Annotated in this window: 13 protein-coding genes; 8 read left to right on the plus strand and 5 right to left on the minus strand. The window is 58.4% G+C overall.

Annotated elements, in window-relative coordinates:
* Positions 1–5: 5 nt before the first annotated feature.
* The 3 genes from ftsA to lpxC all read left to right on the plus strand — a co-directional run bounded on the left by ftsA (position 6) and on the right by lpxC (position 3,703).
* Positions 6–1,232: a cell division protein FtsA gene (ftsA, locus tag RSQ48_RS03785; protein ID WP_003803541.1), complete on the plus strand. Its 1,227-nt coding sequence runs from the start codon at positions 6–8 to the stop codon at positions 1,230–1,232.
* A 170-nt stretch (positions 1,233–1,402) separates the two neighbouring features.
* A complete protein-coding gene (gene ftsZ / locus RSQ48_RS03790; protein WP_039943740.1) occupies positions 1,403–2,569 on the plus strand; it encodes a cell division protein FtsZ in 1,167 nt (388 codons plus the stop codon).
* A gap of 210 nt (positions 2,570–2,779) precedes the next feature.
* Positions 2,780–3,703, plus strand: coding sequence for a UDP-3-O-acyl-N-acetylglucosamine deacetylase (gene lpxC, locus RSQ48_RS03795; protein ID WP_003803538.1), 924 nt, complete (start codon positions 2,780–2,782; stop codon positions 3,701–3,703).
* 33 nt (positions 3,704–3,736) lie between these two features.
* On the opposite strand, the gene RSQ48_RS03800 is transcribed toward lpxC, so the two are convergent.
* Complete coding sequence (locus RSQ48_RS03800; protein WP_003803536.1) at positions 3,737–4,219, minus strand: DciA family protein; 483 nt, start codon at positions 4,217–4,219, stop codon at positions 3,737–3,739.
* Between the two features lie 18 nt (positions 4,220–4,237).
* Here RSQ48_RS03800 and RSQ48_RS03805 point away from each other — a divergent pair, with 18 nt between their 5' ends.
* The 3 genes from RSQ48_RS03805 to RSQ48_RS03815 all read left to right on the plus strand — a co-directional run bounded on the left by RSQ48_RS03805 (position 4,238) and on the right by RSQ48_RS03815 (position 9,133).
* Positions 4,238–5,170, plus strand: coding sequence for a M23 family metallopeptidase (locus RSQ48_RS03805; RefSeq protein WP_003803534.1), 933 nt, complete (start codon positions 4,238–4,240; stop codon positions 5,168–5,170).
* Positions 5,171–5,289: 119 nt separating this feature from the next.
* Positions 5,290–8,016 (plus strand): preprotein translocase subunit SecA, encoded by a 2,727-nt coding sequence (gene secA, locus RSQ48_RS03810; protein WP_003803532.1) that lies wholly within the window; start codon positions 5,290–5,292, stop codon positions 8,014–8,016.
* A gap of 202 nt (positions 8,017–8,218) precedes the next feature.
* Entirely contained in the window at positions 8,219–9,133 is a 915-nt protein-coding gene (locus tag RSQ48_RS03815) for a DUF1932 domain-containing protein (RefSeq protein ID WP_219235707.1), read from the plus strand.
* A 272-nt stretch (positions 9,134–9,405) separates the two neighbouring features.
* Here RSQ48_RS03815 and mgtE read toward each other — a convergent pair whose 3' ends face one another.
* From mgtE to RSQ48_RS03830, 3 genes are all read right to left on the minus strand, one after another.
* Positions 9,406–10,887 carry a magnesium transporter gene (mgtE, locus tag RSQ48_RS03820; RefSeq protein WP_003803528.1) on the minus strand — a complete coding sequence of 494 codons (1,482 nt, stop codon included), beginning with the start codon at positions 10,885–10,887 and terminating at the stop codon, positions 9,406–9,408.
* Positions 10,888–10,908: 21 nt separating this feature from the next.
* A complete protein-coding gene (locus RSQ48_RS03825; RefSeq protein WP_003803527.1) occupies positions 10,909–11,253 on the minus strand; it encodes an acyl-CoA thioesterase in 345 nt (114 codons plus the stop codon).
* A 184-nt stretch (positions 11,254–11,437) separates the two neighbouring features.
* A complete protein-coding gene (locus tag RSQ48_RS03830; protein WP_003803524.1) occupies positions 11,438–12,637 on the minus strand; it encodes a M20 aminoacylase family protein in 1,200 nt (399 codons plus the stop codon).
* A gap of 80 nt (positions 12,638–12,717) precedes the next feature.
* Here RSQ48_RS03830 and RSQ48_RS03835 point away from each other — a divergent pair, with 80 nt between their 5' ends.
* Positions 12,718–14,415: an AMP-binding protein gene (locus tag RSQ48_RS03835; RefSeq protein WP_003803523.1), complete on the plus strand. Its 1,698-nt coding sequence runs from the start codon at positions 12,718–12,720 to the stop codon at positions 14,413–14,415.
* Positions 14,416–14,558: 143 nt separating this feature from the next.
* Here RSQ48_RS03835 and RSQ48_RS03840 read toward each other — a convergent pair whose 3' ends face one another.
* Positions 14,559–15,422, minus strand: a complete 864-nt coding sequence (locus RSQ48_RS03840) for an inositol monophosphatase family protein (protein ID WP_003803521.1) — start codon at positions 15,420–15,422, stop codon at positions 14,559–14,561.
* Between the two features lie 132 nt (positions 15,423–15,554).
* Between RSQ48_RS03840 and mnmD the strand changes: the two genes are divergently transcribed.
* The gene (gene mnmD / locus RSQ48_RS03845; RefSeq protein WP_003803520.1) at positions 15,555–17,420 is read left to right on the plus strand and encodes a tRNA (5-methylaminomethyl-2-thiouridine)(34)-methyltransferase MnmD; all 1,866 of its coding nucleotides are present in this window, start codon (positions 15,555–15,557) and stop codon (positions 17,418–17,420) included.
* Positions 17,421–17,437 lie beyond the last annotated feature (17 nt).

The raw sequence follows: 17,437 nt of genomic DNA on the forward strand, positions 1-17,437 counted from the left end.
AACATATGACTCGTGACATCAAAGACCTGATCGTTGCATTGGATATCGGCACCAGCAAAGTGGTTGCGGTGGTAGCCGAAGTGCTGCCGGAAGGCCGGTTTGAAGTGCTTGGTCTGGGCCAGCATGAATCCCAGGGCATGCGCAAAGGGGTAGTCGTCAATATCGAGACGACGGTCAATTCCATTCAGCGTGCGCTGGAAGAGGCCGAGCTGATGGCTGACTGCAAGATCCGCGAAGTCTATACCGGAATTGCGGGCAGCCACATCACCAGCTTCAACTCCAGTGGCATGGTGGCGGTAAAGGATAAGGAAGTGACCGCCACGGATGTGGCGCGTGTGATCGAAACGGCCAAGGCCGTGAATATCCCTACCGATCAGCAGGTGCTGCATGTGCTGACGCAGGAATTCATCGTGGACTCGCAAGAGGACATCCGCGAGCCTATCGGCATGAGCGGGCTGCGTCTGGAAGTGCGGGTACACATTGTGACTGGTGCCGTCAGTGCCGCCCAGAACATTGTCAAGTGCGTGCGCCGTTGCGGCCTGGAAGTGCAGGATCTGATCTTGCAGCCTTTGGCCTCCAGCCTGTCCTGCCTGACGGCCGATGAGAAAGAGCTGGGCGTAGTGCTGGTGGATATTGGCGGCGGTACGACCGATATTGCCATTTACACCGGCGGTGCCATCCGTCACACCGATGTGATCCCGATCGCCGGCGACCAGATCACCAGCGATATCGCAGCCATGCTGCGCACGCCGACGCCAGATGCGGAAGAAATCAAGTTGCGCTTTGGGGTTGCCAAGCAATCGCTGGCTCATCCCGAGGAAATGATCGAAGTGCCCGGTTTGGGTGATCGTCCCAACCGTCAGGTCAAGCGCCAGGCTTTAGGTGCCGTGATTGAGCCACGCGTCGAGGAGTTGTTCACGTTTGTGCAACAAAGCCTGCGCGAGTCGGGCTACGAAGATCTGCTGTCGTCGGGCGTGGTGCTGACTGGTGGCACGGCCATGTTGCCGGGCATTGTGGAACTGGCCGAGGACGTATTCCTGAAACCGGTGCGTATTGCGGTGCCCAGCTACGAAGGCAGCCTGGCGGATGTGATGCGCAACCCGCGCTTTTCGACGGTGATGGGCCTGTTGACTGAAGCCCGCCTGCAAAGTGCGCGTGGTCGCAAGGTGGCACAGCAAAAAGGCAGTGTCAAAGGTCTGGTGGCCCGCATGAAAGAATGGTTTATGAATTAAGGGCGTTGCAAGACGCTCAGGTCGGGCCGCCTGAAAGGGCGGTCCGGGAGGCAGTTCAAACCGGGTGCGAACCCCCTGGTTGGCAGATGTTTTGAGCTGATTCCAAATTTTGGTTGTATCGGGGAAGTACGTAGAAACTTGACTAATTAGTGTTTGAGTGGGAGTCAATCATGATGAACTTTGAAATGTTAGATACCAGCAGCAGCGGCACGGTCATCAAGGTCGTGGGCGTGGGCGGCGCAGGCGGCAACGCAGTGACGCATATGATCAAGTCGGGCGTGCAGGGCGTGGATTTCATTTGCGCCAATACCGACTCGCAAGCGCTGGCCAGCAGCGATGCTCCTATCCAGATCCGTCTGGGACGCAGTGGCCTGGGTGCTGGCGCCAAGCCCGATCAGGGCCGTGCGGCTGCTGAAACCGCTCGTGAAGAAATCCGTGCCGCCCTGAACGGTGCCAACATGGTGTTTATTACGGCCGGTATGGGTGGTGGTACCGGTACCGGTGCCAGCCCCGTTGTGGCTGAAGTGGCCAAGGAGCTGGGCATTTTGACCGTGGGCGTGGTCACCAAGCCTTTCTCTTTTGAAGGCAACCGCCGTCTGCGCATGGCCGAAGAAGGAATCGAGGAGCTGAGCAAGCACGTTCACTCCCTGATCGTGGTACTGAATGAAAACCTGTACGACTTGATGGACGAGGATGCGACTCAGGCCGATTGCTTCAAGGCGGCGGACGACGTGCTGCACAATGCCTGCGCCGGTATTGCCGAGATCATCAATGTTGAAGGGAATGTGAACGTTGACTTTGAAGACGTGAAAACCATCATGGGTGAGCAAGGTCAAGCCATGATGGGTACGGCGGTGGCCTCCGGCTCGAACCGTGCCCGCGAAGCGGCTGAACGTGCAATTGCCTGCCCATTGCTGGAAGGGGTGGACCTGCACGGTGCTCGCGGCATGCTGGTGAACATCACTTCCTCGTCCTCGCTGAAGATGCGCGAAACCCGCGAAATCATGGACACCATCCGTGGTTACGCCGCAGAAGATGCAACCGTCATCTTCGGTACGGCTTACGATGAGTCCATGGGTGACAGCCTGCGCGTGACGGTCGTGGCTACGGGTCTGGGTCGCAAGCAAGCACGTCCACAGTTGGTACAAAACAACGAGGAAGTGTTACGTACTGGTACGGACAATATGCCCGTGATTGGTGCTGATTACGCCAATGCGGATGTGCCTGCGGTTATCCGCAATCCACGCAGCCAGGCCTCGGCTCAGGTGCGTGCTCTGGAGACGGCCGGTATGGATCATTTCGATATTCCGGCGTTCTTGCGCAAGCAGGCTGATTAAAAATCAAGTTCGGCGATTACCCGAGTCGTCAATTTGATTTCTCCCACGACTCCCCCTGAGCGTTCGCGTTCAGGGGGCGTAAGTGTTTCGTAGTGTCGCTATGTTTGACGCTTGACAATTGCGTATGTTTTTAGAAAGCGTATAGTGGATAACCCGTATTACGGTTACAATAGTCTTTGCGAACAACACTTTACAAATACAAGAATAGCCATGCTCCGTCAGCGCACCATCAAAAATGTCATCAGTACCAAAGGGGTCGGCCTGCACTCCGGTCGTCGTGTCGAGCTGACATTACGCCCCGCCGCGCCTGACACCGGTATTGTGTTTCACCGTATTGATCTGCCGGAGATTGTGGATCTGCCTGCGCAGGCCGACAAGGTCGGTGGCACGCGCATGGCCTCGGTGCTCATCAAGGACAATGTTCGTGTCTCAACGGTTGAGCACCTGATGTCTGCCATTGCGGGTTTGGGTATTGATAATCTGCATGTGGACCTGACTGCTGAAGAAGTGCCCATCATGGATGGCAGCGCAGGCACGTTCGTGTATTTGTTGCGCTCGGCCGGCTTGCAAGAGCAGGAAGCGCCCAAGAAATTTTTGCGTGTCCTCAAGCCCGTTGAAGTCTCTGAAGGCGAGGGAAAGGACATTAAATGGGCCCGTCTGGAGCCCTATGAAGGCTTTGCCCTTCAGTTTTCGATTGATTTTCATCACCCGGCAATTGATGCAACGGCCAATTTTGCCGAGGTGGATTTTGCGCATGACTCGTATGTGAAGACGATCTCACGTGCGCGCACCTTTGGCTTTGCCAGCGAGGTCGAGGCGTTGCGTGCGGCCGGTCTGGCCCGTGGTGGCAGTCTGGACAATGCCATCGTCATGGACGAATACCGCGTCCTGAACAGCGACGGTCTGCGTTACGAGGATGAGTTCGTCAAGCACAAGATTCTGGATGCGATTGGCGACTTGTACCTGATTGGCCACCCCTTGATTGCCCGTTATGTAGCGTGCAAATCCGGCCACGGCCTGAACAACCAGTTGGCGCGTGCCCTGCTCGCCGCCCAGGACAGTTGGGAATTGGTCACGTTCGAGTCTGCGGCTAGCGCGCCTCATGCGTTTTCCAGCGAGTGGAAATTCGCTTGATACGGGTGTAAGGGCGCTATCTGCGCGCCCGGTTTAACTGCGATGATGACGCAACAGGCGTTCGATGGCTTGGGCCAGAGGACCTTGCGGTAATGAGTCATGCAGCTTTTCAAATGATTCCAGGGCCCGCTCGTCCAGGACTTGTACCTGGCGTGCGGGCTTTTCTGTCACAGCTGCAAACAAATGGGCTTGCACGTGAACCAGCGTCTCGCTAATGTTCCAGCCAGCGGCATTCATCTGTCGGGTGACGGTGGGCAAAAGCTGACGCAGCTTGGCCGCATGCGCTGCGCTGGGAACTGCCAGCGTCAATTGCTGTCTGTCTATACGTGCAACTTTACAGGCCTTGCCCAAAGCAGGGGGCAGGGCTTTGCTTACATGGGTCTGGGCTGCCATCAGCTGCCGGGCCATTTCCAGTACCTGGGAACCTTGCTGGTCCTTGGCCAGCCAACCCAAAGCGTGGCTTTGCCCGCTACTGCGTTTTGGCGCGGATGAGGAAAAAGGGGGCTTCCAGGTCATGTTCGAGGTTATACAAGAGTGGATCAACATAAAGACTATACGTCCTTAGATGTTAAAGCCAAAGGGGTGCGCCGCACGGTGATCGCCGTGGTGGCCTTGGTATCGCTGGGCGTTTCTGCTGCGGCGGGCGCTCTGGTGCAGTCGCACTGGAGTGAGCGCAACGGCGTTTCGCTGGATACGGAGATGGCCCAGAGCCAGGCCGCCGCGATGCAGGACAACGTCACCCGCCTGGCTGAAAAAGTGGGCGGTTTGCAGGCCAAGCTGATCGAAATGGACGGTGTCAGCAAGCGCGTTGCCAAGGCGGCGGGCATCGAGTACACCGATCCGGAGCTGGCCGGTTCCATGCCGGTTCAGGATCTGGCCGTGATGGACAGCATGGATGGCGCCGACCTGGTGTGGAACGCCGATCGTCTGGGCGAGCAACTGGACAATCTGGCCAAACAGATGTCCGAGCAGCAAGACTGGTTTCAGATGCTAGACAGCGTGCTGACCGAGCGCACCGGCAACGAGGCCCGCCTGCCCAATTATCGCCCGGTGGATTACGATGAGGTCGCGTCTTCCTTTGGCTGGCGGCGTCACCCGATTTCGGGTCGCCATGCTTTGCACGAAGGCCTGGATTTTCCTGCTCCCAAGGGTACGCCCATCTATGCCGCCTCCGGCGGCGTGGTGTCCGAGGCGCGTTACATGACAGGGTATGGCAAGCTGGTGGAAATCAACCATGGCAATGGCATGAGCACGCGATATGCCCATGCTTCCTCGATCGTTGTTAAATTAGGCGACGTAGTGGAAAAAGGGCAGTTGATTGCCCGAGTCGGCTCCACCGGGCAGTCCACAGGTTCGCACCTGCATTTTGAAGTGCGCATGGCCGGACACGCCCTGGACCCCAAGCTTTTTCTGCCGGCGCGTGAGTACGTAGAGCAGCAGATCGCGCAATTGGATTCGGACAAGTAGTTCCGTCTTGCAGCATGTGCGTTAAACTGATCGTTTGCTTGCGCATCCCTTTTAACCAGAGATAGGCTCGAGGCACAGATTCAAGCCCTTGCGGCCTCGCCTACATTGACGACACAAGAATGGTTTCATTGCTGAAAAAGCTTATTGGCAGTCGTAACGACCGACTGCTCAAACAGTACCGTAAGCAGGTCGCCCAGATTAATGCTCTTGAGCCTGCCATGCAGGGACTCAGTGACGAGGCCTTGGCAGCCAAGACGCAGGAGCTGCGCCAGCGTGTTCAGGATGGCGCCTCGCTTAACTCGCTCCTGCCCGAGGCCTTTGCCGTGGTGCGCGAAGCGGGTGTCCGTGTGTTTGGCATGCGTCACTTTGACGTGCAGATGCTCGGCGCCATTGCCTTGCACAATGGCAAGATTGCAGAAATGCGTACGGGCGAAGGCAAGACGCTGACCGCTACCTTGGCCGTGTATTTGAATGCGCTCTCGGGTAAGGGCGTGCATGTGGTGACGGTGAACGATTACCTGGCTCGACGGGATGCCGCCTGGATGGGCCGTCTGTACAACTTCCTGGGTATGAGCGTGGGTGTGGTGGTTCCCCAGCAAGACAACGCTGAGAAGATTGCCGCCTATCAGGCGGACATCACCTACGGTACCAATAACGAATTCGGTTTTGACTACCTGCGCGACAATATGGAATACCGCGCCGAGGATCGCCGCCAGCGCGGCCTGTCCTACGCGATTGTCGACGAAGTTGACTCCATCCTGATCGATGAAGCCCGTACACCGCTGATCATCTCCGGCCAGGCCGAAGACAATACCGAGCTGTACGTGCGCATGAACGTGGTTCCGCCCATGCTGACCCGCATGACGCAAGAGCCTCGTCCACACGAGCCCGAGCCTGAAGGCGACTTCTGGGTCGACGAGAAAGGTCAGCAGGTTCATATTTCCGAAGCCGGTCACGAACGTGCCGAGCAGATTCTGACGGAAATCGGTCTGTTGCCCGAAGGCGAGTCGTTGTACGAGCCACGCCATATTTCCCTGATGCACCACCTGATGGTCGCCTTGCGCGCCCACAACCTGTTCTTCCGCGATCAGCAATACGTGGTTCAGGATGGTGAAGTGGTGATTGTGGATGAATTTACCGGTCGTTTGATGGCGGGTCGCCGCTGGTCCGATGGCTTGCATCAGGCGGTGGAAGCAAAAGAAGGCGTACGCATTCAGAACGAGAATCAGACGCTGGCCTCGATTACTTTCCAGAACTACTTCCGCATGTACGACAAGCTGGCCGGCATGACCGGTACGGCCGATACGGAAGCCTACGAGTTCCAGGAAATCTACAGCCTTGAAACCGTCATCATCCCGCCTAACCGTCCTTTGGCGCGTAAAGATCAGAACGATCAGGTTTTCAAAACCGATGACGAGAAGTTCAATGCCATTCTGAAAGATATTCAGGACTGTCACGAACGCGGTCAGCCTGTACTGGTGGGAACCACCAGCATCGAGAACTCCGAGCTGATTTCCACGCGCCTGAACGCTGCCGGCGTCAAGCACGAGGTTCTGAACGCCAAGCAACATGCTCGCGAGGCCGATATCGTGGCTGAGGCTGGCAAGCCGGGTCACGTCACGATCGCCACCAATATGGCCGGTCGTGGTACCGACATTGTGCTGGGTGGCAGCATCGAGCGTGCCATTTCCGCCGTGCGTGAAGATCAGTCGCTGAGTGCCGAGCAGAAAGAGGCTCGCATTCAGGCTATCCGTGCCGAATGGGAGCCGCTGAACCAGCAGGTTAAACAGGCTGGCGGTTTGCGCATTATTGGCACCGAGCGCCACGAGTCCCGACGTATCGACAATCAGTTGCGTGGTCGTGCCGGTCGTCAGGGCGACCCAGGTTCGTCGCGTTTTTACCTGTCGCTGGAAGATTCCTTGATGCGTATCTTCGCTGGCGATCGCGTCCGCGCCATCATGGAGCGCCTGCGTCTGCCAGAAGGCGAGCCTATCGAAGCCCGCATGGTGACGCGCTCCATCGAGTCGGCCCAGCGCAAGGTCGAGGCGCGTAACTTCGATATTCGTAAACAGCTGCTGCAGTACGATGACGTGGCCAACGATCAGCGCAAGGTGATCTACGCCCAGCGTAATGAGGTGCTGGAGTCGGGCGATATTACGGAAACGATCAGCAGTTTGCGTGAAGCGGCCGTCAGCCGCCTGTTCCGTGAGTACGTGCCGCAAGACACGATGGAAGAGCAATGGGATATTCCGGGCCTGACCACCGCCTTGCAAAGCACTTTCCAGATTGATCTGCCTCTGGCCGAAATGCTGGAGAAAGAATCCAACCTGACAGACGACGATTTGCACGATCGTGTTATCGAGGAATCCCAACGTCTGTTGCAGGCCAAGATCGATCAGGTCGGTCAGCCCAACTGGGGTAATTTCGAGCGTGCAGTACTGTTGCAATCGATCGATACACAGTGGCGCGGGCACCTGCAGGCACTGGATCATCTGCGTCAGGGCATTCATCTGCGTGGCTATGCCCAAAAAGATCCTAAACAGGAATACAAGCGCGAAGCCTTCGAGCTGTTTTCCGATATGTTGGACCGGGTGCGTGACGAAGTGGTCAAGGTGCTGATGACGGTACGTATCCAGACGCCGGAGCAGGTTGAGGAAGCCGCTGCTGAAGTTCCCGCCAACTCCAATGTCCGTTTCCATCATTCTGACTACGATGCTGCCCTGAGCGGTGAGGATCCCGGTCTGGATGAAGTGGCCAAAGGCGAAGTGCCACGTGTGGGCCGTAACGATCCTTGCCCATGCGGCAGTGGCAAGAAATACAAGCAGTGTCATGGCCGATTGAACTGATCCCGGTTCAGATCGTCCTGCACGCTGGCAGCAACCCCATGAATCTTCGGTTCATGGGGTTTTTTTTCGGGTAAAGGCAGCGATCCGGGCGGCGACGTTGCGTTTGAATGTCTCTTGGCCCTCAGGGAAGTTTTACCGTTAAGCTACAGCCTGCAGCCGACTAAAGACGGCTGTCACTTCTCGTTTTCTCCGTGTGTTTTCTATGACAACAACTCCCTTATTGCATCGTGTCGCCCTGGTCGGGGCGGGTGAGGTGGCGCATTTTTATGGCGCAGCCCTGACGTCGGCTGGCGTACAGGTTCCGTTTATCTTGGTGCGCCGCGAAAGTGCAGTTGCCCGTGAGCTGGCCGAGCAATTGGGTGCGCAGCTGTGCCGGCAGGCAGATGCGCGCTGGCGGGATTTGGACGGGGTGTTGTCAGCCGTTACAGGGACGCAGGCTGGCGCCGTTGCCCGCGCGGTCATGCCCTGCTTGACGACCGGTGCCTTGTATATGGATTTGTGTACTGCTGAACCTGAGGACATGGAAGGCATGGCTGTCCTGGCGCAGCAGTACGGTGTTGAGTTGGCTGATCTGGCGATTATGGGCTCAGTGCCCGCTACAGGCGCTCAGACGGCGTTGCTGGCCGCCGGGCAGGGGGCTGGCAGGGCTGCGGCTTTCTGGCGGGCTCAGGGCGCTCCTGTGCGTGTTTTGCCGGGACAGGCCGGAGATGCGATGCGCCTTAAGTTACTGCGTAGCCTCATGACCAAGGGCTTGGAAGCCTTGGGGATTGAAAGTCTGATGCTGGCCGAACGCATGGGTTTGCGGGCCGAGCTGTACGAAGTGCTGGAGGATTTGAACCAGCGTGGCTTGCAGGACTTTATGGAGTCTTGCTTGCGCAGCCACCTGGTGCATGGTGTGCGCCGTCGTGATGAGGTTCTGCAAGTACGTCGTCAATTGGAACTGGCTGGCATTGCGCCACGGGTGACCAATGGCGTATTGGATTTCTTTGAGCACACAGCGCAGACAGCGTCTTTGCAAAGAGATCAGGCCGTAGGGACGGAGGAGAGTCTGGAGGTGTTTCTGGAAGAGGCTCGTTGCTCGTCTCCCCGGTCGTCGTTGCTTGGAAAACCTGTTTAGCGCTCCTGTCGGATGCGTCGCCTCTGGGTTTGAGACACTTTATGGGATTGGTCATCAAGGCTTGCACCGGAAGGGTAGAGAGCTTGTATCTAAGGAAATGAAGTCAACATACTGGAAGCTGACACGCCGACGCCCCGATAATCGGGCATACCAGTGTTTGGATGTTCAGATTTCCCTGGACCAAACGATTAAAAGACGTGATTGATTTCCTTTGATGCCGATATAAAGAAACCGGCCAGAAGCCGGTTTCTTTAATCGTGCCTGCTGGCGATTTATAGCAAGAATACCGTTGCCAATCCCAGGAACAGCAGGAAACCCAGCGAGTCCGTTGCGAAGGTTAGCAGTACCGAGGAACCCACGGCGGGATCATTGCCGAAGCGATCACGCAGAATCGGGATCATCACGCCCAGTGCTGCGCCGATCAGCATATTGCCGATCATGGCGGCCATCATCACCGCGGCAATCGCAATCGAGCCGGAGATAAACCAGGCAAAAAAGGCCGTTACCGCACTGCCACAGACGCCGACCAGAAAGGTCACCAGCAACTCACGCTTGATCAGCGGCAGGACGTTGGAACCGGTGACACGGCCCGTCGCAATGGCACGAATAATCATCGTCATGGTCTGGTTGCCGGAGTTGCCGCCAATCCCGGCCACAATCGACATCAGGAAAGCCAGGATCACGATGTGGCTGACGGTGTCCTCAAAGCGCGACGCAATGAAAGAGGCAGTGGCCGCCGTACAGAGATTGATCAGCAGCCAGGGGGCCCGGTTGCGGATGGCGGTACGGATGGGCGAGAAAATGTCATCCTCTTGCAGACCCGCACGCGACAAGGCTTGCTCTTCGGAGTCTTCTTGCAGCACGTCCACCACTTCGTCAATGGTGACTCGGCCTATCAGTCGGCCCATATCGTCGACGACCGGGGCCGAGACCAGGTCATAGCGCTCGAAAGCCCCGGCCGCATCCGAGTCCGAGTCCAGGGGATTGAGAGTCAGATAATCGGTGGACATGACCGAGGACACCAGCGTCTCGGGTTCACTGACCAGCATGCGGGTCAGGGACAGGGTGCCCTGCAATTTATCGGCACGGTCCACCACAAAAATCTGGTCAGTGTGGTCTGGCAGTTCCTGTAGACGGCGCAGGTAGCGCAGGACCACCTCCAGGGTGACATCCTCACGCACACGCACCATGTCAAAGTCCATGATGGCGCCCACCGTGTCCTCGGGGTAGCCCATGGCTTCAATCAGTTGCGCACGCTCTTCATCCGTCAGGCCGCGTTGCACGGCAGCCACCACATCGGGCGGCAGGTCGGGCACCAGATCAGCAATCTCGTCGGCATCCATATTGCCGGCGGCAGCGATCAGGTCTGCGGTATCCATGGAGCGAATCAGCGATTCGCGTGCCCAATCCGCCACTTCCAGCAGCACGTCCGCATCGTGTTCGGCGTCCACCAACTGCCAGATGGCCTGTCGTTCCAGCTCGGGCAAGGACTCCAGGATAAAGGCGATGTCGGCCGGGTGCAGATCATTGAGGATGGCCTTGATCTCGCTTTCATGCTGGCGATGGATCAGACCCTCAAGCAGGTTGGAGCGGTCGTCGTCCTCGAACTGACGCTGGGCCAGTGATTCGACGACCTCCTGGCGCTTCAGGATGTTCTTTAGGCGATAAAGCGCCTGTTGCGCATCCTCGGGCTCCAGGCGGCGCGGTTTGGGGGTGTCGCTGGGCGAAGTGGGGGGTACCAGGTTTTCCTGCATAGGCCTGCCTGTCACGAATACTTAGAGAGGGGGCAGCGGACGGCTGCGGCGCTCGTCATCGGTGGCCACGTAGGTCAGTGTGGCTTCCGTTACTTTGACCGTTTCCAGTTGCAGGCGTTTGCGCTCCGCGTACACTTCCACCGAAACCGTAATGGAAGTGCGGCCGGTTTTGATGATTTCCGTGTAAAAGCTGAGCAAATCACCCACAAACACGGGTTGCTTGAAGGTAAACGCATTCACCGAGATGGTGGCAACCCGGCCTTGAGCGCGTCGTGTTGCAGGAATCGCGCCGGCAATGTCCACTTGGGACATGATCCAGCCACCGAATACGTCACCGTGAATATTGGCGTCCGTAGGCATGGGCATGACGCGCAAGGTGGGGGCTCCGTCCGGAAGCGAAGAAAGGTTGCTTGATGTAGTCACAAAGACTCCCGTAGTGGAAGAAAGGGTGGGGCACTGATGCCCGTCGCGCGGGGTGGCTGCCCTCAGCAATAGAGCCTGCCATTGTAACGGCAAGCTTTAGGCCCGCTATGAAACATTTGTTAAAGCGTCAACGGTGTTGGGCCAGCCAGTCCAGAGCCAGTTTTACCCAGTAACTGGCGCCGACCGGAATCAGGGCATCGTTAAAGTCGTAGCTGCCGTTGTGCAGCATGCACGGGCCCATGCCGTGACCTGGGCTGCGGTGTTCGCCCTCGCCATTGCCCAGCCAGACATAGCAGCCTGGGACTTCCTGCAGCATGAAGGAGAAGTCTTCGGCCCCCATGGAGGGACGAATGTCCTGGCGCAGCTTGTCGGGGCCGACCAGTTCCCGGATGACTTGCGCGCAAAAGGCCGCTTGTTCGGGATCATTGATGGTGGGTGGGTAGCGGCGGTCAAAGTCAAACTCGGCCTTGCAACCCTGAGCGGCGCAGAGTTGTTCACACAGTTCGCGCATGCGGGTCTCGACCAGATCCAGCGCTTCGTTGGAAAAGGTGCGTACGGTGCCGCGCATGACAGCGTCGTTGGGGATGACGTTGTCGGCAGAGCCAGCATGAATCTGGGTAATGCTCAGCACCACGGGCTCGAGTGGGTCCACATTGCGGCTGACGATGGTTTGCAGGCTTTGCGCCAGTTGCACGGCCGCCATGATGGGGTCCACGCCCAGGTGGGGCATCCCACCGTGGGCCCCTTTGCCTTCAATACGAATTTCAAAGGTATTGCTCGAGGCCATCATGCCGCCTGGCAAAACCCCGAAGCTGCCTGCTGGCATGCCGGGCCAGTTATGCAGGCCAAAGACGGCCTGCATGGGGAACAGCTTGAACAAGCCGTCCTTGATCATTTCCCGTGCGCCGCCAAAGCCTTCCTCTGCCGGCTGGAAAATAAGGTAGATGGTGCCCGCGAAATCGCGGTGCTCAGCCAGATAACGAGCTGCGCCCAGCAGCATGGCGGTATGCCCATCGTGCCCACAGGCGTGCATCTTGCCATCGTGGCGGCTTTTGTGTTCAAACTCGTTCAGTTCCTGCATGGGCAAGGCGTCCATATCGGCACGCAGTCCCACGGACGGGCCCTGGCCGCCTGTGCCTTCCAGAATTCCCACTACGCCTGTGACGCCCAGGCCCCGATGCACCGGAATGCCCCATTTCTCCAGCCAGGATGCGACCTGATCGGCCGTCCGGGTTTCCTCGAAAGCCAGCTCGGGATGGGCGTGCAGATCACGCCGTATGGCTGCAATTTCATGGGACCAGGTGGAAATGGGTTCAAACAGCTTCATGATGCGGGCTTGTCCTTGGGCTTGAACAATAAAGTAGAGTAGAGTTAACCATAAATAAACACGTATTAGGTGACAAGCCCTTGGATACTCAGCAAAAACCTTGGCTCGAGCATTATCCGGCCTCCGTGCCCCACGACATTCAGCTGGGGGCCGGGCAGACCCTGATCGATTGTCTGGATGCTGCGATTAAAAAGCATAAGGACAGGACGGCGCTGACCTTTATGGGGCACGATATTTCCTACGACGAACTGGACCGCCGGGCCGATGCCTTTGCCGCCTGGTTGCAGGCACAAGGTCTGGAGCGCGGCAGCCGCATCATGTTGATGCTGCCCAATGGTTTGCCTTTTCTGATTTGTTTGCTGGGAACCCTGCGGGCAGGCATGGTGGGCGTGAACACCAACCCCCAATATACCGAACGCGAGCTGGAGTTCCAACTGGCCGACAGTCAGGCTCAGATCATCGTGATCCTGGAAACCTTTGCGCATGTGCTCGAACAGGTTCCGGCCAAACTCAGACCGGCCCATGTTGTGCTCAGTACCGTGGGCGATCTGATGGGGTTCAAAGGCAGTGTGGTGAATTTTGCCGTGCGCTATCTGAAACGCATGGTGCCCCCTTATTCCTTGCCGGGGGCGCAGCGCCTGCAGGCCGTGCTTGAGCAGGGCGGGCAAGCGAGCCTGCACCGGCAAGCAGCCAAGCCTGACGATCTGGCGCTGTTGCAATACACGGGGGGCACCACCGGGCGCCCCAAAGGCGCCATGCTCAGTCAACGCAATCTGATGGCTAACGTTTTACAGGTCGAGGCGGTCGGCTTTCCCGCGTTGGGCGATTTTAAAGGTCCTGCTTACACCATGATGGTGGCCCTGCCGCTCTATCATATTTTTGCGCTGACGGTATGCGGGCTGTTTGCCGTGTATGCGGGTATGCACATGGTGCTGGTGATGAATCCGCGTGATCTCAATTCCGTGTTCAAAGCCTGGAAGCGCAATCCACCTGAAGTTGTTCCCGCAGTGAACACCCTGTTTAACGCCCTGGCCAATCATGAGAAGTTTCGCAGCCTTCCTTTTGATCAGCTCAAGCTGTGCCTGGCCGGAGGGGCTGCGCTGCAAAAGACGGTGGCCGAGCGCTGGCTGGCGGTGACAGGCTGCCCTTTGATCGAAGGTTATGGTTTGTCGGAAACCTCGCCGGTGGTGGCGGTGAACTCCACGGATTCGCGTGACTTCAGCGGAACCATCGGTTTCCCGGTGCCTTCTACCGATGTATTACTGCTCGATGAACAGGGCCAGCCTGTGGCGATGGGCGAGCAGGGGGAGGTGGCCGTCAAAGGGCCGCAAGTGATGTCCGCCTACTGGAATCAGCCCGAAGAAACAGCGAATGTCTTTACGCCCAATGGATTTCTGAAAACCGGAGATATTGGCGTGATGGACCAGCAAGGGCGCATTCGCCTGGTGGACCGCAAGAAAGACATGATTCTGGTGTCAGGTTTCAATGTCTACCCCAATGAGATTGAGGAAGTGGTCGCCGCTCATCCGGATGTGCTGGAAGTGGCCGCCGTGGGGGTGCCCAGTGAGCACAGTGGCGAGAGCATCAAGCTTTTCGTGGTAAAGCGCAATCCTTCCCTGACAGAAGCGGATATCAAACAGTGGTGCAAAGAACGGCTGACGGCCTACAAGCGTCCCCGGATTATCGAGTTCCGGAACGAATTGCCCAAGAGCAATGTGGGCAAGATCTTGCGACGGGTTCTGAGAGATGAAGAGATCAAGCCCAACACGCAAGCCTGACAGGGCAGGTTCGTGATGGGTGTCCGCCGTGCAGCGTGGGGACAGCCTACCCCTAGAGGAAAAACAGCGGTCCATTTCAAATGGGGCCGCTGTTTTTTAATGTGATCCGTCCCGCTCACGAGGGGGCACGGTGCCTGCGCAGCTTAAGGGGCAGGTTTGACGGGACGCTGCGTCAGCGAAGGGCTCACCACGGCCAGCAACTCATCGGCTATATGGGCGTTACCCGCGTAGACATGACCACTGACGGGCCAGGGCTCTTCCTGATACAAATCCTGGCATACGCCCTTGGCTTCGCGTACCAGCAGTGTGCCAGCGGCAACATCCCAGGGCGCCAGGCCCATCTCCCAGTAGCCGTCGTACCGGCCGCAGGCAACCCAGGCTAGATCCAGGGCGGCTGCCCCCATGCGGCGTACCCCACGGCTGCCCGTGATGGCGGCGTTCAGGCCGGGCATGTATTGGTCGGAAAAAGAGAAGTCGCGAAAGGGGAAGCCGGTGGCCAGGACCGAGTCGGCCAGCTTTTGCGAGGATGACGTCTGAATGCGGCTGCCGTTCAGCCAGGCACCCACCCCGTACATGGCAGTAAACAGTTCTTCGCGGTTGGGGTCGTAGACCACGGCAATGACCGGAGTGTCCTGCGCCAGAATGCCGTTATCCATGGGCGTGCCGGCAGGTGCAATCAGGGCGACCGATACGGCATAGTGGGGAATACCATGCAGAAAGTTGGTCGTGCCGTCGAGCGGGTCGATATACCAGGTGGGGCGTCCCGTATTCACCCCGCCGCTTTCCTCGGCCACGATATCAATGTCCGGGGTGCGCTCCATCAGTACACTGATGCAGGCCTGTTCCGCTTCGTGATCCGCTTGCGACACCAGGTCGTTGTGCATTTTGCTGCTGATCACCAAAGCGCTACGGTCCGACGCATAGGCTTGTAAAATGGCGGCGGCGGCATGGGCTGCGGTAACGGCAGCGTCCAGGCAGGCGCTGAGCGGTAAACGTGACAATGGCATGGCAATCCGGTTCTAAAAAAGAAAAGTCAGAAGCAAAGACTTTTTATTGTACGTGTTTGTTGGTGTCAGTTTGATTAAGGCCAGTTTAAGGGGTTCGAGCGTGTATGAGTGTTGTGAAGGGCGGGGAAATTAATGGCGGCCTCTGCGTTTGAGCCCTTGGTGCCCGCCGTCCTTGCGTTCAACGAGCAGGGCGTACCCGTCAGCGCGGTCTATCAGGACACGTATCATCCGGCCGATGGCCCGCTGGGGCAGGCGCGGCGGGTGTTTCTGCAAGGTAATGGCCTGCCTGAACGGTGGCGGGGGCGAGCCCAGTTTACGATTTGTGAAACCGGCTTTGGACTGGGGGCCAGCTTTCTGGCCACCTGGCAGGCGTGGCGGCAGGACCCGCAGCGAAGCCACAGACTGCACTTTGTATCGGTAGAGGCGCATCCTTTTCACCGCTCTGATTTGGCTCTTTTATACGAGCGCTTGCCCCAGGAGCTGCAGGCGCTGGCTCAGGAGCTCTTGGCTGCCTGGCCCATTTTGGTGCCGGGGATACACCGTCTGGAGCTGGATCAGGGACAAGTCACCCTGACCTTGGCGTTCGGGCAGGCGCACACCATGATGCGTGAGCTGCAGTGCCATGCGGATGCGTTTTATCTGGATGGCTTCGCGCCTCGCGGCAATCCGTCCATGTGGTCACGTGCGGTTCTCGGACAACTGGTCCGTCTGGCGGCGCCGGGAGCCACGGCGGCCTCCTGGTGCTGTGCCGGGCAGGTACGCCGGGACTTGGCCTCAGTTGGTTTCGAGGTGGAGAAGGTGCCGGGAGCGGGTGGGAAATGGTGCACGATACGCGCCCGTCTGCGTTCACATCTGGGGCGCCGCCGTCCCGTGCCAAGTGCGCAGGGGCGAGTGCTTGTGGTGGGGGCCGGTTTGGCGGGGGCCGCCTGCGCCTGGGAAATGGCCCGCAAAGGGGTGCCCGTTCTGGTGTGTGACCCCGTGTTGAGCAAGGGGCTGGATGCCAGTCACCATGGCCACCGTCTGGCCGCGATCTCGCCGGTCTTTGCGCTGGATGACGCGCCGTTGGCCCGGTTGAGCCGCAATGCCGTGCTGCGTGTCTGGCAGGGCTGGAAAACACTGCCGCAGGCTGCCCGGCCCCGTCGGGTCGGCACGCTGGTATTTGGGCAGGCGGGCAACGGCGATGCCGAGATTCAGCAAGCCTTGGCCCGTTTGGCTTTGGACCCGGACTGGGTGCATTGGCAGGATCGTGAGCAGGCTTCCGCACTGGCTGGCGTGCCCTTGCAGCGTGGCGGCCTGTATTTTCCGCAGGGTATGGTGCTTGACCCCGGGGCACTGGTCGCTCATTTGCTCGATCACCCCTTGATTGAGTGCTTGCCAGAGCGGGTCTTTTTGCGTGCCGGACACGAACCCGGTGTCTGGCAAGTATGCAATCAGCACGGGGACTGCCTGGAAAGCAGCAATCGGGTGGTGGTGGCGGCAGCGGCGCAAAGCCTGAGCGTGTTGCCAGCCGAACTGTTGACCGAGTGCCTCATGCCCAGGCTCATGGCCATGCAGCGTCTGGCCGGACAGGTCAGCTATCTGCCTCCTGGGCAGTCCTTGACCCGTGGGGAGGTGACTTTAAGCGGCCAGGGCTATATCCTGCCGGTTGATTCCTACGGCCAGGTTATCGGCAGCACGTACGAGCGTTCTGGTGACGCTGCTCAGATCAGTCGCCTGGGGCATGCGCAAAATATAGAAAAAGTGTCTGCCATGTTGGCCAATCCCGCGGTTGGGGGGGATTTGCCCGAGCAGGGTTGGGCTGGCTGGCGCTGTGCATTAAGTGATCATTTGCCTGTGATGGGTTTTGTGCCGGGGCAGCCCGGTTTGTTTATGGCTGCGGCTTACGGCTCGCGTGGTTTGAGCTGGAGCCTGCTGGCAGCCAGTTTGTTTGCCGCCTATTGTCTGGAGGAACCCGTTCCTTTGGAGCGGCGTTTGGAGCAAGCCCTCCTACCTCGCTAAGGTCAGTCTTTCGATTT

The sequence above is a fragment of the Alcaligenes sp. SJTW-7 genome, assembly GCF_047716895.1.
GTDB classification, from domain to species: Bacteria; Pseudomonadota; Gammaproteobacteria; order Burkholderiales; family Burkholderiaceae_B; genus Alcaligenes; species Alcaligenes ammonioxydans.

What these genes read in the sequence shown, in the direction of transcription:
- ftsA (WP_003803541.1), top strand. Translation starts at nt 6, where the DNA reads ATGACTCGTGACATCAAAGACCTGATCGTTGCATTGGATATCGGCACC.
- ftsZ (WP_039943740.1), top strand. Translation starts at nt 1,403, where the DNA reads ATGATGAACTTTGAAATGTTAGATACCAGCAGCAGCGGCACGGTCATC.
- lpxC (WP_003803538.1), top strand. Translation starts at nt 2,780, where the DNA reads ATGCTCCGTCAGCGCACCATCAAAAATGTCATCAGTACCAAAGGGGTC.
- RSQ48_RS03800 (WP_003803536.1), bottom strand. Translation starts at nt 4,219, where the DNA reads ATGACCTGGAAGCCCCCTTTTTCCTCATCCGCGCCAAAACGCAGTAGC.
- secA (WP_003803532.1), top strand. Translation starts at nt 5,290, where the DNA reads ATGGTTTCATTGCTGAAAAAGCTTATTGGCAGTCGTAACGACCGACTG.
- RSQ48_RS03815 (WP_219235707.1), top strand. Translation starts at nt 8,219, where the DNA reads ATGACAACAACTCCCTTATTGCATCGTGTCGCCCTGGTCGGGGCGGGT.
- mgtE (WP_003803528.1), bottom strand. Translation starts at nt 10,887, where the DNA reads ATGCAGGAAAACCTGGTACCCCCCACTTCGCCCAGCGACACCCCCAAA.
- RSQ48_RS03825 (WP_003803527.1), bottom strand. Translation starts at nt 11,253, where the DNA reads ATGCCCATGCCTACGGACGCCAATATTCACGGTGACGTATTCGGTGGC.
- RSQ48_RS03830 (WP_003803524.1), bottom strand. Translation starts at nt 12,637, where the DNA reads ATGAAGCTGTTTGAACCCATTTCCACCTGGTCCCATGAAATTGCAGCC.
- RSQ48_RS03840 (WP_003803521.1), bottom strand. Translation starts at nt 15,422, where the DNA reads ATGCCATTGTCACGTTTACCGCTCAGCGCCTGCCTGGACGCTGCCGTT.
- mnmD (WP_003803520.1), top strand. Translation starts at nt 15,555, where the DNA reads ATGGCGGCCTCTGCGTTTGAGCCCTTGGTGCCCGCCGTCCTTGCGTTC.